Origin of the sequence: Limnoglobus roseus (assembly GCF_008254045.1) — a bacterium.
In the GTDB taxonomy this organism is placed as follows: Bacteria; Planctomycetota; Planctomycetia; order Gemmatales; family Gemmataceae; genus Limnoglobus; species Limnoglobus roseus.
Genome location: NZ_CP042425.1, coordinates 3,446,549 through 3,469,435, shown reverse-complemented (window position 1 = coordinate 3,469,435; position 22,887 = coordinate 3,446,549). Strand labels below are relative to the sequence as shown.

Genomic DNA, 22,887 nt, shown 5'->3' with positions numbered 1-22,887 from the left:
GTTACTCGAACTTCTTCTTCAGTTTCGCCACGGCATCGTCCTTCTTCTGGGCCGTGAGCGCGTCGATCAGGGCGGTGCGGGCGTCCTCGTTGTTCACGTCGATGTACAGCGCGTCGCGGGCGAACTTCTCGGCGTCGTCGTACTTCTTCGCGTCCAACGACACCTTCGCCAGCTTGACCCGCGCCCCGAGTTGGTCCGGGTCGCGGGACACCACGTCCCGCAGCACGGCCGTCAGTTTGTCGTCGTTTTTGCTCGCCGTGTAGACGCGGATCAGCAACTCGTCCCACTCACCGTCGAGCGGATCGAGCTTGCGGCCCTTCTCGAACATCTCGGCCGCCTGGTCGTACTGTTCCGCGTCCAGGTGGAAGCGGCCGACCAGCCCGAGCAACCGCGAGTCGTCCGGCGATACCTTCAACGCTTCTTCGAGTACTTCCTTCGCCCCGCTCTCGTCACCCGCCCGAATGAGCAGTCGAGCCTTCAACAGACTCGCGAGCGCGTGGCCCTTCTTCTTCGCCAGGGCCGCGTCAATCAGCTTGCGGGACTCGTTCGTCTTGCCGCGCTTCAGCAGTTGCTCGCCGAGCTTCGCGGCCAGGTCGGGGTCGTCGGGGTTCTTCTTCTGCTCTTCGGTCAACTCCTCGAACGTCAGCGGCTTCTCCTCGGCCGACTTCGCCTTCTTCGCCCCGCGGTACGGCTTGAGCACCTCGTTGATGTACTCCCGGTAGCCCTTCTCGAAGACCGCCTTCTCGACCTTGCACGCGATCCGCAGGGCGGCGGCGGTGTCGAGGCCGTCGCGGTAGGCGTTCAGGATTTTGCCGACCGACTCCGGGCCGTGCGTCTTCACCATGTACTCGACATAGAGTTGGCTCTGGCAGTACGCCAGCCCCCACTCGGCCCGGTCCTTCGGCTTCGCGAAGCCCATCATCACCGTGTCCAGGTTAAACAGCGTTCCCTCGTCGGCCCGGTCGCGGAGGGCTTCCAGCCAGTCGAGCGGCTTCAGCATCTTCTCATTCTGCGTGGCCATGCCTTCCGTCAGCCAGTGCGGACACTGGAAGTCGGTCTGTGCGAGGTTGAAGACGTGCGTCATCTCGTGGCGGATCACCCGGGACCAGTTGAACGGCTTCTTCAGTCCCACGGCCGACGGCGACGCCATCGTGAACACGCGGCCGATGCAGGCCCCGACCGTGTGCAGGTCCGGCATCGCGACCGTCCGGCCGCTGAACATGTCGTGTCGGTTGAAGACCTCGACCGTGATCCGGCCCTGCGGTTCGAAGCCGAACTGCTTCTTCAGGTCGGCGTGCGTCTCCTCCAGGTAGTCTTCGAGGAACTTCGCCAGCACGGCGTCGTTCTTCGGGTCGAACTTCAGATCGTAGTGTTCGGTCTGGATGGTTGTGTACTTACCGAGGTGGTCGATCACCTTCCGCATGTTGGCCACCCGCACGTTGAACGGGTCGACCTTGAACGCCGAGTCGAGAATCTGCTTCCCGTCCGCTTCCTTGCCGAGCCGCATGTAGAGCAACCCGAGGCTGGTCCGCGGGGCGGCGAACTTCGGCCGCAGGTCGGTGGCCTTCTTGAAGAACTCCTCCGCTCGCGTGTACAGTTTGCGTTCTTCGAGGTACTCGGCGAGTTCGTGGTAGAAGACGGCCGGCTTCGCGTCGAAACCCTCGGCGACCTTCGCAATCGCGTCGAACTCGGCCATCTTCTTCTGCATCATCAGACAGCCGGCGATCTTGCCGAGTGTGACGGCGTCGCGGGGGTTCAACTCGCGGGCCGTGAGCAGCCGCTTCTCGGCCCCGGCGTAGTCGCCGCCCATGAAGAGGATGTCGGCCTTCAGTCGCAGGGCCGCGGGCAACTTCGGGTTCTGCTTCAACGCCTGATCGGCGAACGCCTCGGCCTCCTTCAACTCGAACTTCTGGAGCGCGACCTCGCCCTTGCCGACGATCGCCTCGGCCGCGTTCGGGTTGATCTTCAGGGCGCTGTCGTAAGCCTCGATCGCCTGTGGCCGGTTGTACTTCTCCTGCAACATCCGGCCGGAGTAAAGCTCGGCCCGCCAGCAGTCCGGTTCGGCCTTGAGCGCGTCGCCGTAGACTTCGCGGAGGATGAAGCGGAACTGGTTGCTGAGGCTGTTCCACCGGGCGTTCTCGGTGCCGGCCTGCCCGACGATGAGCAACGTGTCGGGGTCGGTCATGTCGTTATCGGCGTTGCTGGCCGCGTTGTACGCCCGGATGAACCACCGCATCTGTTGGTCGGCGGCTTCCATATCCCCCTTGTCGCGGGTGATGCGGGCCTTCACCCACCGGGCGAGGAAGTGACTCTCCTTCAGCTTGATCGCCGCATCGGAATCGGCCGTGGCCTCGTCCCACTTGCCCTGGTCGTAGAGCAGGTCGGCCCGTGTCGCGAGCAGGTCGGCGTTTTTCTCGTGGGCCTTCATCGCGTCGGCGACGGCTTCGAACGCCTTCGGGTATTCGCCCTCGGCCCGCCAGGCGTTCGCGATGCCCACGGCCGCCGCCGGTCCGACGTTCTCGTCGCCGAGGTGCTTGGTGTACTCGGCCCGCGCCTCGGCGTAATTCCCCTTGTTCAACCGCTGTCGCGCTTCCGCCAGCGGGCCTTTCGGAACCGCCGGCTTCTTGTCGGCCGCCGCGAGGAACGGCGTGACCAGGAGCAGGGCGAGGAACGGCGTCGCGTATCGCATGGGGGGCATCCTGTCGGGGGTAGCCTTCACGGTAGCGGGCGGTGGGGTTCGGTGCAACGGGCTGGCGTCAGACTCGTCGGCTACACTACACCCTATGCGACCTCTCCCGACTTTCACCACCTCCGTCGTCGCCGTCCACGGCACGACCGCCACCGCGAAGGATGACCAACTCGCGCTGGAAGAGCCGCTAGAAATTCGCCTCGGCCACGGCCCGGCGAACAACCGGCAGCGGGCGAACATCGCCGTCACGATGCGCACGCCGGGGCACGACGCGGAACTCGCGGTCGGCTACCTCGTCAGCGAAGGGCTGCTGACCGATCCGGCCGACCTCTTGGCCGTCGTGCCGATGGACGCGAACGTGATTCGCGTGGACGTGAAGCCGGGCGTGCGGCTGAACCTTGATCGACTCGAACGCCGCGGTGTGATGGCTTCCAGTTGCGGCGTCTGCGGGAAAACGACGCTCGACGCGATCGAGGCGAACATCGACTTTACCCTCCCCGCTGGGCCACGTGTGGCAGCGAGCGTAATCCATTCGCTGCCGGCGAAATTGCACGCGGCCCAGCCGACGTTTGCCGCGACGGGTGGCCTACACGCCGTCGGTCTGTTCGATGCCAACGGCGAATTGCGGTCCCTTCGCGAAGACGTCGGCCGGCACAATGCCGCTGACAAAGTCATCGGCGGCGAGTTCCTCGCGGGCCGGTTCCCGCTTCACGCCGGCATCCTGTTCGTCAGCGCACGGGCGAGTTTCGAGTTGGTGCAAAAGGCCGCCGTCGCGGGCGTACCGTTCTTCGCGGCCGTCGGTGCACCGTCGAGCCTGGCCGTGCAAACGGCCGAGCGCTTCGGGCTAACGCTGCTGGGTTTCGTCCGCGATGGGCGGTTCAACATCTACGCGGGACGACAGAGAATTGATTTCACCGCCGAGGTCACATGAGGGCACGAGAGGAAAACCGAAGGCTGCTCACACTTGCGAATCACCTTCATGATTGTGCGTCATCCTTCGCCCACGGTCCACGTCCAGCCCTTCATCGCGGCCAGCCTCGCGTGGTCGGTCAGGTCGAACTTCAGCGGCGTCACCGTGATGTACTGTTCGGCTAACGCCGTCACGTCGGTGTCGGGGATCGGCGACGGGCAGCGAAAGTCGGGGCTGGTCCAGAAGTACGTCCGGCCACGGGGGTTCACCCGGCGGTCGAACTTCTCTTCGTAGGCCGACACGTTCTGCGGCATCACCTTCACGCCGCGGATGGGGCCGTTCTCCAGCACCGGGATGTTCACGTTGAACAGGCTGCCGGCCGGCGGCTTCTGGGCCAGGATTTGCTCGACGACGTGCCGGGCGTGGCGAGCGGCTGTCGGGAAGTCGTGAATCTTCTTGTCGTACTCCAGCGAACAAGCGATGGCCGTGTGGTGGTAGAACGCCCCCTCAATGGCGGCGGCCACGGTGCCGGAGTAGAGCACGTTGATGCCGGCGTTCGACCCGGCGTTCAGCCCGCTGACGATCACGTCCGGCGGTTCGGGCAGCAGTTCCAACAAGGCAAGTTTCACGCAGTCGGCCGGCCGGCCTTCGACGGCCCACCCTAGCGGCGTCTTGTTGTCGTCGTCGAGAACTTCCGTGATGAGCAACGGCGTGACGAGCGTGACCGAGTGTCCGGCCGCGCTTTGCTCTGTCGCCGGGGCGACGACGGTGACCGTGCCGAGTTTCTGGAGTTCCTTGCGGAGCGCCCGCAGGCCGGGGGCGTAGATGCCGTCGTCGTTGGTCAGGAGGATGCGCATGAAGAGGACTCACTTCCTGGATGGCAACTGTTTTGAGCACCGGAGGTGCGGCAATCGTTAGCCAGGGGCGCAAGCCCCTGGAACCCGCCGTCCCAGCATCAAGCCCCGGCGGGGCGGCAGTAGCATCTGCCGCCCCGCCGGGGCTTGGGTGTCGGTTTACGATACCAGGGGCTTGCGCCCCTGGCTAACGACTGCCGCCGCTCCGCGGCTAAAATCCGGGAGCCGTGGCTTCCCGTCATCCCTGTCGGAGTTTGAACATGAACCGCTCTGCGTGGCGGTTCCACGGCCACCGGCCGATCACGTCGGCGGTGTACCCTAGCATAGCGGCCAGCCGCAGGAAGTGGTCGCGGTTCACGACCATCTCACCGCGGTGCCCGGCGCCGCGTTCGACCAGTGGCGACGTAATCACGTCCGCGATGATCACGCCCGTCGGCTTCAGCAGTCGCTTCGCCTCGGCCATCAGCAGGGCCGTCTCGTCGGTGAAGGTGTGCGTGAAGACGCTGAAGAAGATGGCGCAATCGAAGGTGCCGTCCTCGGTGAAGGGCACGCTCGTCATGCCACCTTGCTTGAAGGCGAAGTTCTTGCGGCGGAAAGTGCGGTCGCAAAACGCGATGGCTTCCGCGCCGATGTCCGTGCCGGCGTACCCGCCGCGGTCGGACAGGTACGGCGCCAGCACGCCCGCCATCTGCCCGGTGCCGCAACCGATGTCCAGCACCCGCGAGTCCGGCGTGAGGCCCTGCTTGACGAGCATCTCTAACCGCTCGCGGGACGACTTCTCGTACTGCTCCTGCGAGTGGTACGCCCCGACGACCCACCAGTGGTTGTCGGTCAGGTTCGCCGTGCGGAAGACGGCGTGGTAATCGATGTCCGTCGTCCGCCGCCCGACGACTGGCACAGCCGTTTGCACCGAGGCAAATGCCTGATCGGCTTGGGCGAAGCACAGTTCGAGGGTGAAGTCACCGACCACGTCGGGGGCGGGAACGGTCGCTGTCAATTCTTGCGGTTCGCCAGGAAATAGTGGTTGCGGCAGACGAACGACCGTGGGGACCGCGTCAAACGGTTCACCCGATCGCGTGATCCACTGACAGCGGACCGTCACCGGGAAGGAACCGGCCGAACTCCAGGTGACGCCGGACTGATTTTCCAGCCGCAGTTGCACCGCGACGGCCGCTTTCGCCTCGCACGCCGGCGGCGGGTTCAGCCATGCGATTGTCCCACGGCATTGCTCGGCGGACAGTGGCGCGTCGAGTCGCGGTGCGGCGAGAAACCGCTTCAAGCCCCGCACGGACCGCCAGAGGAGCGTCTCGCTCAGGAGTGATCGCAGCACCGTTTTCATGATACCTCGGCTCGGCGGGTCAAGAATTGCCGCCGATGGTATCGCGGGCGAAAACCCGGGGTCAAGGCGAGGTTACTCCGCCCGCCGCCGGCTCGCGGTTGTAATCCCGGCGGCGAAATCGTATCATTTCGCCTTCCGCGAGGGAGATTCTGCGTGTCCAAGTCGCTCAAGTCGGTCGTCACGAACTTCCTTAAGTACGCGCTCGGCTTCCTCGTCCTCGGGTACGTCATTTACAGCAACTGGGAGCCGAAGAACGGCGGCCAGGGCATCAAGAACCTCCTCGGCCAGACGCCCGACTATTCGCTCTTGGCCCTCATGTTCCTGTTCACGGGCGTCACGATCTCCTGTCAAATCCTCCGGTGGTATCTCCTGGTCCGGGCGCTCGATCTGCCGTTCACGGTGCGGAACGCCTTCCGCCTGGGCATGATCGGCTACTTCTACAACACCCTGCTGCCCGGCTCCGTCGGCGGCGACGCGATCAAGATGGTCTTCATCGCAAGGGCCAACCCGGGGCGGTGGGCCAGTGCCGCGGCGACGGTCGTTGTGGACCGCTTGATGGGGCTGTTCGGCCTGCTGTTCTTCTCGGCCGCCATCGGCGGCAGCATGTGGCTGTCTGGCGACCCACAGATCGCAAACAACGACTGGCTGACCAAGATCATCGCCGTTTGCTCGGTGCTCGTGATCGCGGCCGTTGCCGGGTGGGTGATCCTCGGGTTCGTGCCGCAACCGCGGGCCGAACGAATCGGCGAGAGGTTGCGGAAGTTGAAGTACGTCGGCAAGCCGCTGGACGACGTGTGGGAGGCAGTGCTGATCTACCGCCGACGGCCGAAGGCGATTTACCAGACGCTTCCGCTGACCGCCTTCGGCCAAGTGCTGATGGTCGTGTACCTGCATTTGGCCGTCCGCGTGTACCCGAACCCCGACCCGGCGAGTCTGGTCGAGCACTTCGTCATCGGGCCGATTGGATTCATCGCTCAGGCGTTCTTCCCGGCCCCCGGCGGCGTGGGCGGGGCCGAGTACATTTTCGGCTACCTCTACACGATTCTTGGCCGGCCGGAGCAGACCGGCGTGGTCGGCCGACTGACACTTCGGGTGGCCGAAATCACGCTGGGGGGAATGGGGTACATCGTCTACCTCTCAATGAAGGCCGAACTGCCCGCGACGGACGTTGCGGACGAACCGAAGTTGCCGCCCGAGACGGCTTGAGGGATTCCCGCCCGATTCTCACCATTCTTTTCTGTGCAAGTCGGCGACGTTTCGCCGATATAGTGCGAAGGATGGACTTGACGAATCCGCCCGCCCGCGGCATTCTCCCGCCTTCGGATTCTGGGGACATTCTCATGCTTCGGGCGACCCGCATCGGCATTGCAATCGTCACCGTCGGATCGGCTTTCGCTTCGACCGGCTGCTCCTCGATGAATAACACCGAAAAGGGCGCAGTGGTCGGCGGCGGCGTCGGGGCGGTCGTCGGAACGGCCATCGGCGCGGCGACCGGCAACCCGCGGACCGGGGCGGCCGTCGGGGCGCTCGGCGGCACGGCCCTGGGTGCGCTGGCCGGTAACAAGGAAGACAAGAAGGAAGCGGCGATCGAGCGGGCGGAACTGCAACAGGCGGCCGCGACTCAGAACACCCAACTCGGCCTGATGGATGTGGTGACCATGTCCCGTCAGGGGACCGACGCGGATGTGATCGTGGCCCAAATTCGCAATACGAACTCGGTCTTCACCCTCTCTACGGCCGACATTCAATACTGCACCGAGCAGGGTGTATCGCCGAAGGTCATTCGCGCGATGCAAGACTCGCGCGTCCACGTGGTGTCGCCGCGACCGCAACGGGTGATCGTGCGGGAACTTCCGCCGCCACCGCCGGCTGTGATTATCGAGCGGCCGGTGTACGGGTATGGCTACGGTTACGGGTACGGTCGCCGCTGGTAAGTTGATCGCAGTCTCAACGAGAAGGCCCGCGAGTTTCACTCGCGGGCCTTCTCGTTGAGACTGTCACCACCGGGTTCAGCCGGTGATGTCGTTGACGAGTTTCATCAAGGTCTCGTGCGTCACGGCGAATGCGACCTGCTCGCGCTTCGTGCCGGCCTTGCGGTCCGCACTGTAGCGGCGGACGGCTGCCTTGTTCGTGCCGTGTAGGATGATTTCGTAGTAAGAGACGACATCGCCCTTCTTGCTCGGCGTGTCGCTCCGCAAGATTGCTTCGTCGCGAACAGCGTCCACTTCGAGGAGTTTAATCCGCTCCAACAGGCCGGACGATCGGGCCGCGATCTTTTCAGCCCACGCCTGTGTCGTCAGGCCGGCCGGTGTTTCGCCCGTGCGGGCGAGGGTGAGTTCCCAGGCCCGCGTGCCGACGACGCCGTTATGGTCGGCGGTCAAGCCGACGGTCCAACCCGCGTCGGCGAAGGCTTCTTCCCACGTCTCGCGGGCCGTCGGCGTCCAGTTACTTAGTCTTGGTTCCAGACTTTCCGCGAGTGTCATGGTCTCCTCCGATGGTTTGGTGGGTATGGTCTGAGCCGTCGAAGCTCAACAGTATCGGTTTGTCGTCGATCACCGTTTCCAGGTGGACCGGCCGGCCCCAGATGAACTGAATGTTCGTCAGCACGTCGCGGGCTTCCGGGACCTTTAACTCTACCCCATTATACCCGTGTCGCAACAGCAACTCTCCTCGGTTCGCGTGGTTGCCGTTCAGCACGTAAATCCACGGCTTCCCGAAATTCGTCAAGCTGAACAACAGTCGTTGCTTCACCTTCTCGAATTCCCGACTCTCGATGACGTAGTTTTTCGTCTGGTCCTGATAGTTGAACGCGAACAGTTTGTTCTCGACGCAGAACTCCGGCGTGAGGAACGTGTCGATGAACGTAATATCGTTGTGAATTTTGCGGACCTCGAAGATTTTCTGTCGCCCGAGGCCGACGTTGGTGTTCCAACTCCGCTTTTTGTCCAGGTCGTCGCAATTTTCCCACTCCGCCCCGAACTGCCCCATGTTCCAGCGGCGTTCCACGTCCCGCAGCAACTCGATGCCCACCTTGTACGGGTTCAACCGCTTGGAACTCGTCGCCATCGTGCCGGAGTGGTGGTCGGCGTAATCGATCACCTCGGACGGTTGCAGCACCTTCTGCGTCATGATGGTACTGTGCCAGAACGAGGCCCACCCCTCGTTGATGATCTTCGTTTGTGCTTGCGGGTAGAAATAGTACGCCTCGTCGCGGACGATGGAGAGCACGTCCTTTTGCCAGTTCTTGAGCGGTGCGTGCTCGATCAAGAACAGGAGCACGTCCTTCTCCGGCCGTTCCGGGAAGTGCGGCGGCGTCTGCTGGGCCTTCGCCTTCCGCTTCTCGTCCTCGACCGCCCGCAGTTGGTCCGGCGGGTTCATGAAGTCGGTGAGGTAGTCCTTCGTCTTAAACCGCACCGGCTTCTCGTCTTCCTCTCCGTCGTCGGTCTTCGGCGGCGCGGCGTGCGGGTCGTCCCGTCGCTTGATGGCGACGGAGTGGATGTCGATGAGGTCGTCGATCGACATGCACTTGTCGAGGAAGCCTTCGACCTCGTCCTCGCCGAACCGCTCGACGTACCGCCGCAAGCGGTTGCCGTGGTTGGCGATCTCGTCCATCATCTTGCGGGTGGTGTGCCCGAAGTAGGCGTTGTTCTTGAAGAAGTCGCAGTGGCCGTAGACATGCGCCATCACCAACTTCTGATCGACGGTGTGGTTACACCGCATCAGGTAGGCGTAACACGGGTCGTTGTTGATGACCATCTCGTAAATCTTCGACAGGCCGTAGGAGTAGCTCTTGCTGAGTTCCTCGTACTGCATCCCGAAAGACCAGTGCGGGTAACGGGTGGGGAAGCCGCCGTAGGCCGCGATCTCGTTGAGGTCGTCGGCGTCGACGACCTCAAAGATCGTCTCGAAGAAGTCGAGGCCGTAATCGCGGGCGTAGCCCTCGATCTCGTCCTTGAGGATCCGCAAGTGCGGGGGCAGGTTCGTGTTGTAGAAGCCGAGTTGGGTCATGAGTGATTCCTGCCACTTCCTGGCGTAACTTGATTTCCTCGATCCCGGTCATCGCCCCGTTTTCAGGAATTCCTTGATGCTCGCCAGGATCGCCTCGCGGTCGGGCACCTTCGTCACCACCACGTTCTCGTGGTCGTCGGTCAGTTCGTTGACGTGCTCGAAGAACTCGCCGCTGCCGTAGGGGGACTCGACCTGGCCGTAGCCGAAGAGGTTCAGCTTCGGCAGCAGTTGCGTCTTGAGGATCTCCTGGCACTTCGCGTTGTCGTCGCCCCAGTTGTCGCCGTCGCTGAAGTGGAAGGCGTACACGTTCCACTCGGTCGGCGGGAACCGGGCGTCGATGATCTTGTTGGCCATCTCGTAGGCGGCGCTGATCTTCGTGCCGCCGCTCTCGCGGGTGTGGTAGAACGTGTGCTCGTCCACCTCGTGGGCCACCGCGTCGTGGACGATGTACACCGTGTCCACGCCCTGGTAATGCTTCTTGATCCAGGTGTCGATCCAGAACGCCTCGATCCTGACGATTTCCTTTTGCTCGTCCGTCATGCTGCCGGACACGTCCATCATGTAGACCACGCACGCCACGGCATCCGGCTTCGGCACTTCCTTCCAACTGCGGTACTGCTTGTCCTCGCGGATCGGTACCACCAGCGGGTTCGTCGGGCTGTACGTGCCGGTGGAAATCTGCCGTTTGAGGGCCTTCTTGTACGTCCGCTTGAAGTGCCGCAGGCTCTCGGGGCCGACGTTCCGGATGCTCGAATACTTGTCCTTCTCGGTGACGACGTTCTTCTTGCCCTTCGGCTCGATCCTCGGCAGGGCCAGCTCTTCGCCGAGGATGTCAGCGAGTTCTTCCATCGTCAGGTCGACTTCGAGGATGTGGCCGCCCGGCTGGTCCCCGGCTTGCGGGTCGCCCTCGCCGTCCTGCGGCTTCGTGAGCGGCTGACCGGGCTGCCCCTCACCGACGCCGACGCCGCCGGACCCCTTGCTGCCGTACCGGAACTGCGGCGTGTTGATCGACGGCATCGGGATCGACACGAGGTCGTTCCCCTTCTTGCCGATCATCTCGCCACGGCTGATGTACTTCGAGAGGTTCGACTTAATCTTGCCGCGGACGATCTTGCGGAACCGCTGCAGGTCTTGTTCGATCTTTTGTCCCACGGGCGTTGCCTCGTGCGTTGGTAGTGACAGTCCTTCTACCAGAATCGTACCAGAGAAGGAGGTGTCGAAGGGAGCCGAATCGAGCGGATCGGGGTCAGGCGAACTCGTTCGTCCACCCCGGTTGGCCGTACTTCGTGTGGACCAATTCCTCGGCTTCGGACACTTCGGCGGGAGAGAGGGCACTGATCGTACCGCCGTAGAAGCCCTGAAACAACCTCAACACGTGCCCGACGATCGTTTCACGCGGGTGGCCGATCTGGGCCGTCAGCGGGCTGACGACCTTCGCCGCCGACGCCACGCCGCTTGCGTTCGGCTTCTCGTGGCCGATGCGCAGAAACTGCGTCATCTCGTCGGCCTTGAGGTCGTAGGCGATGGTCGTGTGGTGCAGCACGCCGCCCCGCCGCCGGGCTTGCGCGGCCCCGCCAATCTTTCCCTCGGCGCAGGCGATGTCGTTGACCGGGACGTAGTGCGCGTCCACGCCGAGGTCGCGCAAGCCGCGGACCACCCAGGCGTCACAGGCTTCGTAACTCTGGCGGATCGTCAGGCCCGCGACGGCTTCTTCCGGCAGCACGAGGGAATATGTGATCGTGCCGTGCGATTGCACAAACATCGCCCCGCCGCCCGTCAGCCGCCGCACGAGTGACACCCCGCCGTCCCGCATCGCGTCGCGGTTCACTTCGCTCTGGACCGACTGGCACCGGCCGAGGATCACGGCCGATTCGGTCCACTTCCAGAACCGCAGGCACGGTTGGCCGCGGTCACTCAGGACTTCGTCGACGGCCACGTTCATCGCGGCCGAGAACGGGCGTTCCGGCAGGATGCGCCAGCGGTACGCCTTCCACCCGGCGGTGAGCGCATCGACTTCGCCCGGCGTAAAGTTCCCGACGCGGGGACTGGTGCCGCCGCCGATGGCCCGGCGGATCGCATCCGCGAGGGACCGCGGCAGTACGGCCGACACGTCAACGCCGAACGGGATGGCCGCACGGATTCTCGCCGCCAACGCGGTCGCTTCCAGGTCCGCCGGGCAAGAACTCAGCGTTTGGGTGAGGCCCGCCTGGGCCGTGTCCGCGAACGGGCCGACGACCCGCACGACGGCCAGCCGGCCGTGGAGCACGTCGAAATCGACAGTAACGATTCTACCGTCGGCGACGGCGGCTTCCGCGTGCGGCACAAGACGAACTCCGGTTGGTCGGTTCATTTTACGCCCCGGCCGTCGGCCTTCGACCAACCCGCATTCTCAATCCGCCGCCGCTGCGGTAATCTCTCACCATGCCGGCCCCCGACCCCGCCTCCGTTCTCAGCGTCTCGGCCCTCGCCGGGCAGGTCAAGGACCTGCTCGAAAGCGAGTACGCGAACGTCTGGGTCAGCGGCGAAATCTCGAACCTCACGAAGGCCGCGTCCGGCCACTGGTACCTGACGCTGAAAGACGCCGGCGCGCAACTGAAGTGTACGTTCTTCCGGGCGTTCAACCTCCGCCTAAGGTTCGACCCGCGGAACGGCCTGGAGGTGTTCGCCCGCGGGCAAGTCAGCCTCTACCCGCAGCGCGGCGACTGCCAGTTCACGATTCAGGAGATGCAGCCGAAGGGCATCGGCGCGGCCGAACTCGCCCTGCGGCAGTTGAAGGAGAAGTTGCTCGCGAAGGGCTACTTCGACCCGAAGCGAAAGCGGCCGTTGCCGAAGTTCCCGAAGCGGGTGGCCCTCGTGGCGTCGGCGACCGGGGCGGCCATCCGCGACATGCTCGAACTGCTCGCCCAGCGGTGGCCGATGACGGACGTGATCGTCCGCCCGTCCCGCGTGCAAGGCGACGGAGCCGCCGAGGACGTGGCCGCGTCGATCCGATTGCTGAACCAACTGCACCACGACAAACAATTGCCGCTCGACGCCATCGTGATCGGCCGCGGCGGCGGCAGTGCCGAAGACCTGTGGGCGTTCAACGAGGAAGTCGTCGCCGACGCGATCTATCAATCGACGGTGCCCGTCGTCTCGGCGGTCGGCCACGAGATCGATGTGACCGTCGCCGACCTCGTCGCGGACAAGCGGGCGGAAACGCCGTCGGCCGCGATCATGCTGCTGGTACCGGACCGCAAGGAGCAGATCGCCGACCTGCGGGAACTGAAGTCGCGGTTTCAGAACGCCCTCGCGGATCGGTTCACCTACCTCCGCCAGCGGCTCGACCAGATCGCGACCCGCCCGGCCCTCCGCAAGCCGCTCGACCGCGTGCGGCAGGAGGAACAGCGCGTCGACGACTTGGCGGCGAGAATGCAGCGGGCGATGAAGGTCCGGTTGCAAAGGGCTGGGGAGAAGGTCGCGGCCACCGCCGAGCAACTGGAATCGCTCAGCCCTCTCGGCACACTGAAACGCGGCTACAGCCTGACGCTGGCCGACGGTCAGATCGTTCGCAACGCCGGCGAGGTGAAAGTCGGCGACACAATCGAAACACGACTCGCGGCCGGCACGGTTACCAGCCGCGTTCTGAAAACAGACCGAGGTTGATGATGGCCGACACGCCGCGATTCGAACAAGCCCTGGCCGACCTGGAACGCATCCTCCGCGACCTGGAAGACGGCACCACGTCGCTCGACGACGCCCTCGCCCGGTACGAACGCGGCGTGCAGTTGTTGCGCCTGTGCTACGGCCAGTTGAAGGAAGCCGAGCAGAAGATTCAGCAACTCTCGGGCGTCAGCGAGGACGGCAAGCCGCAGTTGCAGGTGTTCGACCACGTCGCGAGCGTGGACAAAGTCGCGCGGCGGAAGACGCCCGGTTAGGTAGCCGAATTTGGTACTGCCTTAGTTTCGCGCTACTGATTGCTACAGTCCGAGTGAGTTGCGAAGCCGTTCCAAGAGAGTTTGGCGAGGGAGTTCCATCACATCCCATACCCGCACGTCCTTCGCCACGCCGTTATCATCGAATTCGATAAGCAGTTCGGCGTCGTTTCCTAGCCAACTCTCGAAATCGAGGTCGTACACAATGCTCGATCTGGGACAGGGCCAGCCATCTCCAGCCGAGTAGTCGCCCGGCGGCCCGACCAACCCGATGACCTGTTCCCGCGTCATCCCTTCTTTCACTTGCTCGAATCTCGCCCGCATCGAACGGGCCGGCCGAACGGAGTAGGCGATGCCCACGCCGACGGCGGCCATCAAGAGCAAGCCGAGTGAGACGCGGAGCAGGCGGCGACGAGAAAGCGATTGGTGGTCACTTCGCATGCCGCAACACCTTGCCCGGCAGCACGTCCGGCTTGTGCTTCCCGTCGTCGATCGTCAGCACGCCATTCACGAACAGGTACTTCACGCCGGGGGCCAGTTGGTGCGGCTTCTCGTAAGTCGCCGTGTCGCGGAACGTCTTCGGGTCGAACACCACCACGTCTGCGAACTGTCCCACCTTGATGTACCCGCGGTCCTTAAAGCCGAGGATGTCGGCCGGCAGGCCGGAGCAGGAGCGGATTGCCTGTTCGAGCGGGATCGTCTTTTCCTCGATCGAGTAGAAGCCGACCTTCCGCGGGAAGGTGCCGTAACTGCGGGGGTGCGGCACGCTCTCGCCGGCGGTCTTCGCGCTGCCGTCGCTGGCCGTTGCCACCCACGGTTGCTTCATGTACACCCGCACGTCTTCCTCGTTCATGCCGAAGTTGACGATCTGCGCGCCGCCGTTGGTCTCGATCTCGATGACGATGTCCAGCACGTCCTTCTTCTCCATCTCCGCGATCTCGGACAGTCGCTTGCCCTGCCACTTCGGCTTCTTGGAATAGCTCGCGATCTGGATGGCCTTGCCGTGGTCGCGCTCGCTGATCGCCTCGGCGAGATCGGCCTTGAGCTGCGGCCCCGTCTGCGGGTCGGCGTACCGGGCGACGTAGTCCTTCGTCGAGCCTTCGCGGTAGCGCGTCGGCACGATCGTCGCCCGGAGGGAGGTACTGCTCGCCGTGTACGGGTACTGGTCGGCCGTCACCTTCTGGCCGCTCTTGCGAGCACCTTCGATGAGGGCGACCGCCCGCGCGGACAAGCCGTGCGCCGCCTTGCCGCTAGCCTTGATGTGCGAGACGTGGACCGGGCACCCGCTCTCCTTGCCGACGGTGATGGCCTCCTGAATCGCGTCGAGCAGGTTGCCGCCCTCGTTGCGGATGTGACTGGCGTAGTGGCCGCCGTGCTTCGCCGACACCTTCGCCAGCGCGACGATTTCCTCCGTCTTCGCATAAGTGCCGGGGTTGTAGATCAGCCCCGTCGCCAGCCCCCACGCCCCGTCGGCCATGCCCTTCTCGACGAGCTCCTCCATCTTCTTCAACTCGTCGGCCGTCGGCTTGCGGTTCGCGTTGCCCATGACCTGCGACCGCACGTCGTTGTGCGGCACCTGGTGGATGACGTTCGAGCCGACGCCGCCAGCCTCGATGTCGTGGAAAAACTTCGCCACGTCCACCGGCCCGCTGCCGCAGTTGCCAGTGACAATGGTGGTGACGCCCTGCACCGCGTAACACGTGTCCGGGCGGAGGGTCTTGCTGACGACGGCCGAATCGCTGTGCGTGTGCAGGTCGATGAAGCCGGGGCAAACGATCAGCCCGGTGCCATCGATGACGCGGGTGTCGACCCCGACCTCGATCTTGGCAGCGATGGCCGTGATCTTGCCGTCGCGGATTTCGACGGCCGCTTTCACACCGGGACTGCCGCTACCGTCGTAGACGGTGGCGTTCTGGATAACGACCGGCTTTTCGGCAGCAGCTACGACTGGGGAGAGGAGTAGGAGAAACGCAAGTGCTCGCATGGCCCACTCCGATAGGAAAATGCCCGGAAAGCCCCGGCACGGCCGTGCCGGGGCTTCGTGGGTTGAGGAAGTTACTTCGTCGCCTTCACGTCGAAGCAGTGCAGCTTGTCCTGGTCGCGGACGTAGAGGCGGCCGTTCGCGACGACCGGGTGCGGCCAGCTCGGCTTGTTGCTCTTCTCGGGGATGTCGAAGCGGCCTTCCAACTCGAAGCCCTTCGGCGACGCCTTGACCAACGCCATCACCCCGTTCTGGTAGCGGAAGTACAGCATGCCGTCAGCGTAGGTCAGGCAGCCAGAGCCGTTCCCCTTCCCCGCCCCTTCGTCTTCCTTCCAGACGATGTTGCCCGTCTTGAACTCGACGCACGTCGGCAGGCCGTTGTTGTGGCCGCGGCCTAGGTAGACGTAATCGCCGACCAGCACCATACCGCCGTGGTGGTTCTGGAGTTCCTTGGACGGGTAGTACTTCAACTCGTCCACGGCGAACACGTCGCCGGACTTGGTGAGTTTGAGCAAGGCCGAACCGCCGTCGCCGTAGCCGGTGGAGCAGAAGACGAGGTTGTCCTTCACGATCACCGTCGGGATGTTGGCCGTGCCGTTCATGACGCGGTTGTACTTCCAGAGCAGCTTGCCGCTGTCAGCGTGAACGCCTATGACGCCGCCGGTCTTGCCGAGCAGGGTGACGTACATCGGCACGCCGTCTACGGTCGCCTTGATCGGCGACGAGTAACCGTTTGCGCCACCGGGGTCTTTGACGGCCGTTTGCCAGATCGTCTCGCCGGTGGCCGCCTTCAACTTCACCAGGGCGGCCGCGGCCGAACCCGGCGTCCCAATGACCGCGTCGCCGTCGACGAGGACCGATTCGGAGAAGCCCCAGCTCTGCACCTTGCCGCCGAAGTCTTTCGTGTAGCTCTTGGTCCAGACCGGCGAGCCGTCCTTGGCGTTCAGGCACACCAGATCGCCGCCCATGCTGACGGCGTAGACCTTGTCGTTCGCGAACGTCGGCGTGCTGCGGCCGCCTTCGTCGTAGCCGACCTTCGCGGCCGTGCCGATCGGCGTGGACCACGCCGGTGAACCGTCTTCCTCAGTGAGCGCCCAGATGCGTTCCTCTTTGCCGGTCTTCCCCATGCCGAAGATTTTGCCGGCCGCCACCGACGGCGTGCTGTACCCGCCGCCGAGGTCGCTCACCGTCCACAGTTTCTTCGGCCCGCCCTCCGGCCACTTCTGGAGCAAGCCCGTCTCGGTGCTCACGTCGTCTCGGTTCGGCCCCCGCCATTGCGGCCAGTCATGGGACTGGTTCGGAGCACTGAGCGTGAAGGCAACCGATAAGAGAAGGTAAGCGGGAGTCATCGTTGATGGTCTCCGAAGGGAAAGGTCGGCGGGAGCTTTCAGTCTACGCGGGGGCGAGGGGACCGCAAGCAGCGTGTGGGAAATCAGCTCAGGCCGCCAACCGCGATCCTTCGATCTGTGATCCAGGCGATCCAGCATCGGGCACGCGCGGCCGCTTGCCCATTTTCTGAAGTGGTGCTTCGACGAAACGGTGCAGAACGAGGCCGGGAGCGATCGTCGCCAGGAACATCAGGGCGATCCAAACGCCGTGGCCGAGTTGCGAGTGGCTCATCCCGGCGGCGAGGGAGAGGTGCGTGGCGGCGGTCAGCATGGGAACGTGCAACAGGTAGATCGAATAAGACGCATCCCCCACCCTCGCCAGGCGCGGCCAGACGAGTCGTCCACCGGCCCGCTCCCACCCCGTCGCCGCAAGGACGAGCAGCGCGGACGCAACGCCGAACACGGCCACCCGGGCCGGGGCGGTGGTACTCAGCCGGGTGACGTCCGGGTCGTAAGTGAGCCATAGCCCTGTACCGGCCCAGACCACGGCGGCCCCCGCCACAATCGTGGCCTGCCGCGGGCCGAGCTTCACCGGGCACAGTGCAACGGCACACCCGGCCAGGAATTCGAGGACGAACGGCTCGCCGGCCACGATCCGGAGGCGGTGGGTCGGGTGCGGGTCGAAAATCGCGCAGCCGACGACCACCGCCGCCCACGCGACGAGGAGCCACGGCCCGACGCGCTTCGGGACGAGGAACAGAACGCCAATCGCGGCGTAGAAGAAGACTTCATAGCTCAACGTCCAGGCCACCGGCAGGATGCGGGGGGACGGGACTTGCGGGTAGAGCAACAGCGTATCGAGTAACTCGTCCGCACCGCCCTTCACCAGCGGTTCCGGCACGCAAACGACGAACACAAGGCCCGCGACCACGAGCGCGACATAGTACATCGGGAAGATCCGCCACCACCGCCGGACCAGATAGCCGGGCAAGGCCGCCGGCCGTCCCCAGGACGCCGCCGATGTCGTCGTGATGATGAACCCGGAAAGCACGAAGAACAGATCGACGCCCGCGTACCCGAACCAGGGCAATGGCCGAAGGTAACTGAACTTCAGCCCGAACCCCACCTCTTGCGACGCCACGTGGTACGCGACCACCAGCAGGCAGGCCAGGCCGCGTAAGATCTGAACACTCTCGAACCGCAATCGCATGGTCATACCATCGGCACCCGCGGCCCGCGATTTCACGCCAGTGTCGCGTTGCCGGGGCAGACTTGAGCCTCTTCCGCGAGAATTCCGACCGTGGTGGCAAACTGCGAAGTAAATGGCGATTCTGCCGATGCCGCGGGTTCCGCACTTTAAGAAGTCCAACGAATCGCGCGAGTCTGACTGCACCGAATAGGGCTGGGGTGACGATTAGTCCGGTACTGCACCAGAGTGTGCCGTCGCTCGGCTGGACGCGGTCCAGAGTCCTGGAGGATGTATCGTGAACGTGCGTTCGTTGTTCTTGTCGGCCGTCGTCGCCGGGGGCGGTCTCGGGACCGCCGCCGCCGCCGAACCGGCGAAGTTGCCACAGCCCATTACCCAGGCGGCCCCGACGCCCGCGAACCAAAAGCTCGCGGACGGCATCGCCACCCAACTGACCACGACCGGCTCGGCCCAAAACGCCGACGTGTCGCTGTCCGTGACCGACGGCGTCGTGACCGTCACCGGCACGGCCAAGGATCAGGCGACCCACGACAAGGTGATCGACGACGTCCGCCGCGTGGCCGGCGTCAAGAAGGTCCGCGACGGTTTGAGCGTGCAACCCGCGAGCGCGGTGACGCAGGCCCAGGCGGTCGGCCCGGTGGTGGGCGGCGGCTTGGCGGCCGTCCCGCCGTCGCCGCACGGTGGCATGGGCGGCGCGCCGCTCGTCGAGCCGACGCCCCTCGGCATGGCCGGCCCGGGCATGGCGGGTGCGGACCTGCAAGCCCCGCCGCTGCCCCCGTATGCGTGGCCGACCTACGCCCCGCACAACAACCTGTCGCGCGTGGCCTACCCGCAAGCGTACCCGCACAACGCCTTCCCGTTCATCGGCCCCTACTACCCGTTCCCGAAGGTGCCGCCGGGCTGGCGGAAGGTCGTCCTGGAGTGGGACGACGGCCACTGGTGGCTCGGCCGCCTGCAAACCCCGCACGACTACTGGCGCGTCCGCTTCCAGTAAGATTTCAGGCGACGCAGGCCCCCCAATCGAGGCTCGGCACGAAAGTGTCGGGCCTCGTTGCCGTTTGCGTTCTATATGCTTCTGTGCCGTCAAAAGCCGTCCGAATCGCCCATTCTCGCCCCGGATATACGCGACTTCGCACGGATTGTAGACCGGCTGATCCGACCGGTTCGGCCGAAGGATGAATACTCGTGGATCGCAATACCCTCCTCGCCTCGTTGCTCCAACAATCGAAATTAGTCACGCCGTCACCCATCGCCCTCCGGGTCGTCAAAGTCACCAGTAACCCGGACTGCACCACGTCCGAGATCGCCGAGTTGCTCGCGCAAGACCCGGTCCTGTGCGGCAAAGTGCTCAAGACGGTGAACTCGTGCGTGTTCGCCGGGCGGCTCGAGCCGATCGCTTCGGTCGAGCGCGCAATTATCATGCTCGGGTTGAACCCGCTGCGGTCGCTCGTCCTCGGCCTGTCGCTGCCCGTGGCCCAAACGAAAAACCAGACGAACTCAAGCCTCCGCGAATTCTGGGTCGACGGCGTCAGCGGCGGCATCCTGGCCAAAGAGCTGGCGAGCCTCCAGGAACGCTCGTCCCCCGGTTACGACCTTGTGGCCGGGTTGCTCCGCGACCTCGGCTTGTTGTTGCTCGTGCAAAACGACCCGAAGGCGTGGGAGGAGATCCAGCGGAATCGCATGGACGAATGGGTGGAGAACCCATGCGCCATCGAGGAGCGATACTTCGGCATCGACCACGTCAGCGTCACGGCGGCCCTGTTGAGCAGTTGGAAGCTGCCCGAAGACGTGGTCGAACCGATCCGGTTCCACCATAACCCGCAGGGGTTGGCGGCCGCGCGGAAGTCCCTGTACGGCCGGGCCGAGATGCTGAACTTCGTCGAGTCACTCGTCCGACTGGACCGCGTCGCGGAGTCGCCGCGGCTACTGAAGGCGCTGCTGGCCAAAGCCCGCTCGCTGTTCGACATGGGGCAGGAGGAACTCATCAAGTTCCTCGAAAAGATCTCGCCGAAGATTCAAGAAATCAAGGACATCTTCGAACTCGACCTCGGCAGCGCGAACGACTACTCGGCCATCCTGAGCCACGGCTGCGAGGCGCTGCTCGACCTGTCGCTGCGCGGCCAGTTCGCCCAGTCCTCGGTCGGGGGCGGGCAAGCCGTGGCGGCGAAGACGATGGCCGCGGACCCGAGGCAGACGATCGACCATTCCGCGGGGCAAACGCATGCGTCCCACACCGCGACGACCGACACGCCACCGCCCGCCGGCCACCGCCTGCCGGCCTTCAAGTTAGAGTACCTGGAAGAACTGCCCGTCGAGGGGTGCCGGTTCGACCAGTTCGAACTCTGCAAGGAGTTGGGCCGCGGGGCAATGGGCATCGTGTACTCCGGGTTCGACCCGAAGGTCGAGCGGGAAGTCGCGATCAAGGTGCTGGCCCCGCAGTTCGCGTCATTGGCGGAGGCCCGCCAGCGGTTCATGCGGGAAGCCCGCGCGATGGCCGCCGTCCACCACCCGAACATCATCGGCGTGTACACCGTCGGCACGGTGGAGCGGTTGCCCTACATCGTCATGGAGTACGTCCACGGCGCGTCCCTCGAAGACCTGATTGATCAGAAAGGGCCGTTGCCGATCCCGCAGATCGTGGCGTTCGGCTGTCAGATGGCCGCGGGACTAGCGGCGGCCCACGAGAAGGGGATCATCCACCGCGACATCAAGCCGGCGAACATCATGGTCGACACCCGCGACGGGCAGGCCAAGATCGCCGACTTCGGCCTCGCCCACGGCATCGACGACCTGCAACTCACGCAAGCCGGCACGCTCATCGGCAGCCCGCTGTTCATGTCGCCGGAGCAGATCGAGGGGTTGCCCACGGACGAGCGGTCGGACCTGTTCTCGCTCGGCGGCGTCCTGTTCAACATGTGCACCGGCGCGATGCCGTTCCAGGGGAAGACGATCGCGGCCCTCGTCCGCCTGATCGGCGAAGTGGACCCCGCCCCGCCCCGCACGTTCCGCCCCGACCTGCCGGTTTGGCTCGACGCCCTGGTCATGGACCTGTTGAAGAAGAACCTTCGGGAAAGAGTGCCCCGCGCGGACATGGTCTACTCCCGCCTGGTGAAGTATCGTTAGCCCCGCCGTCGGCCGCGCTCCATAGAACGAGTCCCATGAGCGCATGGGACCCCCAACTTTATCTCACCTTCAGCAGCGAACGCACCCAACCGTCAGTCGACCTGGCGGCCCGCGTTCAGGTGGCGGAACCGCGTCGGGTCATCGACCTCGGCTGCGGCCCCGGTAACAGTACGGCGGTGCTCAAAGCCCGCTGGCCGTCCGCCGCGGTGACGGGCCTGGACAGCGATCCGGAAATGCTGGCCACCGCCGCGCAGGCCGACCCGACCACGCACTGGCTGCAAGCCGATGCCGCGACGTGGCAGCCGGACGAGACTTACGACGTGGTGTTCTCCAACGCCATGCTGCAATGGCTGCCCGGCCACGCGGACGCCGTCACGCGATTCTTCCGGGCCGTCGCACCGGGCGGCGCGTTGGCGGTGCAGGTGCCGACGCACCAGTTTTCGCCCCTGCACCGGCACATCGTTGAAGTCGCAAGTGACCCGAAGTGGCCGACGAGTTTGCGGGGCGTTCGGAACGCGATTCACGGCCACGACGTCGGCTTCTACTACGACCTGCTCAGCCCGCTCGTCGAGCGTGTGGACCTGTGGGAAACGGAGTATTGTCACGTCCTCGCCGGTCCCGAGGCGATCCTGACCTGGATTCGCGGCACCGGCCTCCGCCCGTTCTTGAACGCGCTCCCCACCGACGCGGACCGCCGGGAATTCGAGGCCGATCTCCTCGCGAAAGTGACGACCTCCTACCCGCGACGGCCGGACGGCCGGGTGCTATTCCCCTTCCGCCGGCTGTTCTTCATCGGGTATCGTGATCGGTGATGTAAGCAGCAAATCAAATCTTCGAGAAAGCTGTCACATTCCGTCAGAACCTGTCAATATTTCAGAGTACAGGTGCTTTACGTTCAGTCATAATTGCAAGATCGTAAGACATCTATCGAATAACAGCAGCTCTGACCTCTCCCTAACGCAGGTGTGACATGACGTTCGAGCAGATCGGACTGGCCTACCTCATCACATTCGGCTGGGCGATTGTAGGTTCCCTGTCGATGGGATGCGGAGTGTTCATGGCATTGAAGTTGTTTACCTTGGCAACTCGCGGCGTTGACGAATGGAAGCTGATTCGCGAAGGCAATATCGCGATGGCAATTATCCTAGCGGCGTTGATCATCTCAATTGGAATTGTCGTCGCCTCTGTCACTCGCCCGGCAGGAGGGTAAGAGCATGAAGTTTTCTCATCTTGTGCTGATCGGCCTTGCCTCGCTCCTCACGGCATCAGCGGCACTGGCGGGGGGCAAGGGGAGTGGACCTTCGAGTTCTTCAGCCGGCAAGACGGTTCACGTTAGTTCATACACACGCAAAGATGGAACCGTAGTTCAGGCCCATGATCGAGCGGCACCCGGTAGCGGAGTGCGGGTAACGCCACGAGTCTCAGCGCCCGGCTTTCCTGTAACTGAAGCACGAACAGCGGCCCGCGGGCAAACGGATGACAAAGCAGAGCGCGAAAGTGTCTCTAGCCAACCCGAGAGTCTCACTCCGGCGGT

General features: G+C 64.4%; 20 protein-coding genes. 9 read left to right on the top strand and 11 right to left on the bottom strand.

Going from position 1 to position 22,887, the window contains the following annotated elements:
* Position 1: 1 nt before the first annotated feature.
* Positions 2-2,689, bottom strand: a complete 2,688-nt coding sequence (locus PX52LOC_RS14650; protein ID WP_168219003.1) for a tetratricopeptide repeat protein — start codon at positions 2,687-2,689, stop codon at positions 2-4.
* A gap of 94 nt (positions 2,690-2,783) precedes the next feature.
* Here PX52LOC_RS14650 and fdhD point away from each other — a divergent pair, with 94 nt between their 5' ends.
* Positions 2,784-3,620 (top strand): formate dehydrogenase accessory sulfurtransferase FdhD, encoded by an 837-nt coding sequence (gene fdhD / locus PX52LOC_RS14645; protein ID WP_149110806.1) that lies wholly within the window; start codon positions 2,784-2,786, stop codon positions 3,618-3,620.
* A gap of 59 nt (positions 3,621-3,679) precedes the next feature.
* Here the strand turns inward: fdhD and surE are convergent, their stop codons facing one another.
* The gene (gene surE / locus PX52LOC_RS14640) at positions 3,680-4,456 is read right to left on the bottom strand and encodes a 5'/3'-nucleotidase SurE (protein WP_149110805.1); all 777 of its coding nucleotides are present in this window, start codon (positions 4,454-4,456) and stop codon (positions 3,680-3,682) included.
* Positions 4,457-4,691: 235 nt separating this feature from the next.
* Positions 4,692-5,792 (bottom strand): class I SAM-dependent methyltransferase, encoded by a 1,101-nt coding sequence (locus PX52LOC_RS14635; protein ID WP_149110804.1) that lies wholly within the window; start codon positions 5,790-5,792, stop codon positions 4,692-4,694.
* Positions 5,793-5,945: 153 nt separating this feature from the next.
* On the opposite strand from PX52LOC_RS14635, the gene PX52LOC_RS14630 reads away from it, so the two are divergent.
* Positions 5,946-6,998, top strand: a complete 1,053-nt coding sequence (locus PX52LOC_RS14630; RefSeq protein WP_168219002.1) for a lysylphosphatidylglycerol synthase transmembrane domain-containing protein — start codon at positions 5,946-5,948, stop codon at positions 6,996-6,998.
* A gap of 134 nt (positions 6,999-7,132) precedes the next feature.
* The gene (locus tag PX52LOC_RS14625; RefSeq protein ID WP_168219001.1) at positions 7,133-7,726 is read left to right on the top strand and encodes a glycine zipper domain-containing protein; all 594 of its coding nucleotides are present in this window, start codon (positions 7,133-7,135) and stop codon (positions 7,724-7,726) included.
* A gap of 75 nt (positions 7,727-7,801) precedes the next feature.
* On the opposite strand, the gene PX52LOC_RS14620 is transcribed toward PX52LOC_RS14625, so the two are convergent.
* From PX52LOC_RS14620 to PX52LOC_RS14605, 4 genes are all read right to left on the bottom strand, one after another.
* The gene (locus tag PX52LOC_RS14620) at positions 7,802-8,275 is read right to left on the bottom strand and encodes a hypothetical protein (RefSeq protein WP_149110801.1); all 474 of its coding nucleotides are present in this window, start codon (positions 8,273-8,275) and stop codon (positions 7,802-7,804) included.
* The gene (locus PX52LOC_RS14615; RefSeq protein ID WP_149110800.1) at positions 8,238-9,800 is read right to left on the bottom strand and encodes a SpoVR family protein; all 1,563 of its coding nucleotides are present in this window, start codon (positions 9,798-9,800) and stop codon (positions 8,238-8,240) included. The genes PX52LOC_RS14620 and PX52LOC_RS14615 overlap by 38 nt, the downstream gene beginning before the upstream one ends.
* A gap of 48 nt (positions 9,801-9,848) precedes the next feature.
* Positions 9,849-10,952, bottom strand: a complete 1,104-nt coding sequence (locus PX52LOC_RS14610) for a DUF444 family protein (protein WP_149110799.1) — start codon at positions 10,950-10,952, stop codon at positions 9,849-9,851.
* 94 nt (positions 10,953-11,046) lie between these two features.
* Entirely contained in the window at positions 11,047-12,123 is a 1,077-nt protein-coding gene (locus PX52LOC_RS14605) for a lipoate--protein ligase family protein (RefSeq protein ID WP_168219000.1), read from the bottom strand.
* Between the two features lie 98 nt (positions 12,124-12,221).
* Here PX52LOC_RS14605 and xseA point away from each other — a divergent pair, with 98 nt between their 5' ends.
* Positions 12,222-13,445: an exodeoxyribonuclease VII large subunit gene (gene xseA / locus PX52LOC_RS14600; protein ID WP_149110797.1), complete on the top strand. Its 1,224-nt coding sequence runs from the start codon at positions 12,222-12,224 to the stop codon at positions 13,443-13,445.
* Positions 13,445-13,717, top strand: coding sequence for an exodeoxyribonuclease VII small subunit (locus PX52LOC_RS14595; RefSeq protein WP_246173729.1), 273 nt, complete (start codon positions 13,445-13,447; stop codon positions 13,715-13,717). Before xseA ends, PX52LOC_RS14595 begins: the two co-directional genes overlap by 1 nt.
* Before the next feature lie 42 nt (positions 13,718-13,759).
* Here PX52LOC_RS14595 and PX52LOC_RS14590 read toward each other — a convergent pair whose 3' ends face one another.
* The 4 genes from PX52LOC_RS14590 to PX52LOC_RS14575 form a co-directional block, all read right to left on the bottom strand.
* Positions 13,760-14,155, bottom strand: coding sequence for an outer membrane protein assembly factor BamE (locus PX52LOC_RS14590; protein ID WP_149110796.1), 396 nt, complete (start codon positions 14,153-14,155; stop codon positions 13,760-13,762).
* A complete protein-coding gene (locus PX52LOC_RS14585) occupies positions 14,145-15,698 on the bottom strand; it encodes an N-acyl-D-amino-acid deacylase family protein (protein WP_149110795.1) in 1,554 nt (517 codons plus the stop codon). Before PX52LOC_RS14585 ends, PX52LOC_RS14590 begins: the two co-directional genes overlap by 11 nt.
* Before the next feature lie 71 nt (positions 15,699-15,769).
* Positions 15,770-16,945: an outer membrane protein assembly factor BamB family protein gene (locus PX52LOC_RS14580; RefSeq protein WP_246173728.1), complete on the bottom strand. Its 1,176-nt coding sequence runs from the start codon at positions 16,943-16,945 to the stop codon at positions 15,770-15,772.
* Positions 16,946-17,132: 187 nt separating this feature from the next.
* Positions 17,133-18,233, bottom strand: a complete 1,101-nt coding sequence (locus PX52LOC_RS14575; protein WP_168218999.1) for an acyltransferase family protein — start codon at positions 18,231-18,233, stop codon at positions 17,133-17,135.
* 274 nt (positions 18,234-18,507) lie between these two features.
* Between PX52LOC_RS14575 and PX52LOC_RS14570 the strand changes: the two genes are divergently transcribed.
* The 4 genes from PX52LOC_RS14570 to PX52LOC_RS14555 all read left to right on the top strand — a co-directional run bounded on the left by PX52LOC_RS14570 (position 18,508) and on the right by PX52LOC_RS14555 (position 22,563).
* Complete coding sequence (locus PX52LOC_RS14570) at positions 18,508-19,224, top strand: BON domain-containing protein (protein WP_149110792.1); 717 nt, start codon at positions 18,508-18,510, stop codon at positions 19,222-19,224.
* Between the two features lie 191 nt (positions 19,225-19,415).
* Complete coding sequence (locus PX52LOC_RS14565; protein WP_149110791.1) at positions 19,416-21,353, top strand: protein kinase domain-containing protein; 1,938 nt, start codon at positions 19,416-19,418, stop codon at positions 21,351-21,353.
* Between the two features lie 35 nt (positions 21,354-21,388).
* Positions 21,389-22,165: a methyltransferase domain-containing protein gene (locus PX52LOC_RS14560; protein WP_149110790.1), complete on the top strand. Its 777-nt coding sequence runs from the start codon at positions 21,389-21,391 to the stop codon at positions 22,163-22,165.
* A 158-nt stretch (positions 22,166-22,323) separates the two neighbouring features.
* The gene (locus PX52LOC_RS14555) at positions 22,324-22,563 is read left to right on the top strand and encodes a DUF350 domain-containing protein (protein WP_149110789.1); all 240 of its coding nucleotides are present in this window, start codon (positions 22,324-22,326) and stop codon (positions 22,561-22,563) included.
* The last annotated feature ends 324 nt before the right edge of the window (positions 22,564-22,887 follow it).

Bases quoted from the DNA above. Each gene is read 5' to 3' on its own strand.
- surE (WP_149110805.1), bottom strand. From the start codon at position 4,456: ATGCGCATCCTCCTGACCAACGACGACGGCATCTACGCCCCCGGCCTG.
- PX52LOC_RS14555 (WP_149110789.1), top strand. From the start codon at position 22,324: ATGACGTTCGAGCAGATCGGACTGGCCTACCTCATCACATTCGGCTGG.
- PX52LOC_RS14595 (WP_246173729.1), top strand. From the start codon at position 13,445: ATGATGGCCGACACGCCGCGATTCGAACAAGCCCTGGCCGACCTGGAA.
- PX52LOC_RS14650 (WP_168219003.1), bottom strand. From the start codon at position 2,689: ATGCGATACGCGACGCCGTTCCTCGCCCTGCTCCTGGTCACGCCGTTC.
- PX52LOC_RS14635 (WP_149110804.1), bottom strand. From the start codon at position 5,792: ATGAAAACGGTGCTGCGATCACTCCTGAGCGAGACGCTCCTCTGGCGG.
- fdhD (WP_149110806.1), top strand. From the start codon at position 2,784: ATGCGACCTCTCCCGACTTTCACCACCTCCGTCGTCGCCGTCCACGGC.
- PX52LOC_RS14590 (WP_149110796.1), bottom strand. From the start codon at position 14,155: ATGCGAAGTGACCACCAATCGCTTTCTCGTCGCCGCCTGCTCCGCGTC.
- PX52LOC_RS14575 (WP_168218999.1), bottom strand. From the start codon at position 18,233: ATGCGATTGCGGTTCGAGAGTGTTCAGATCTTACGCGGCCTGGCCTGC.
- PX52LOC_RS14585 (WP_149110795.1), bottom strand. From the start codon at position 15,698: ATGCGAGCACTTGCGTTTCTCCTACTCCTCTCCCCAGTCGTAGCTGCT.
- PX52LOC_RS14615 (WP_149110800.1), bottom strand. From the start codon at position 9,800: ATGACCCAACTCGGCTTCTACAACACGAACCTGCCCCCGCACTTGCGG.
- xseA (WP_149110797.1), top strand. From the start codon at position 12,222: ATGCCGGCCCCCGACCCCGCCTCCGTTCTCAGCGTCTCGGCCCTCGCC.
- PX52LOC_RS14625 (WP_168219001.1), top strand. From the start codon at position 7,133: ATGCTTCGGGCGACCCGCATCGGCATTGCAATCGTCACCGTCGGATCG.
- PX52LOC_RS14560 (WP_149110790.1), top strand. From the start codon at position 21,389: ATGAGCGCATGGGACCCCCAACTTTATCTCACCTTCAGCAGCGAACGC.
- PX52LOC_RS14620 (WP_149110801.1), bottom strand. From the start codon at position 8,275: ATGACACTCGCGGAAAGTCTGGAACCAAGACTAAGTAACTGGACGCCG.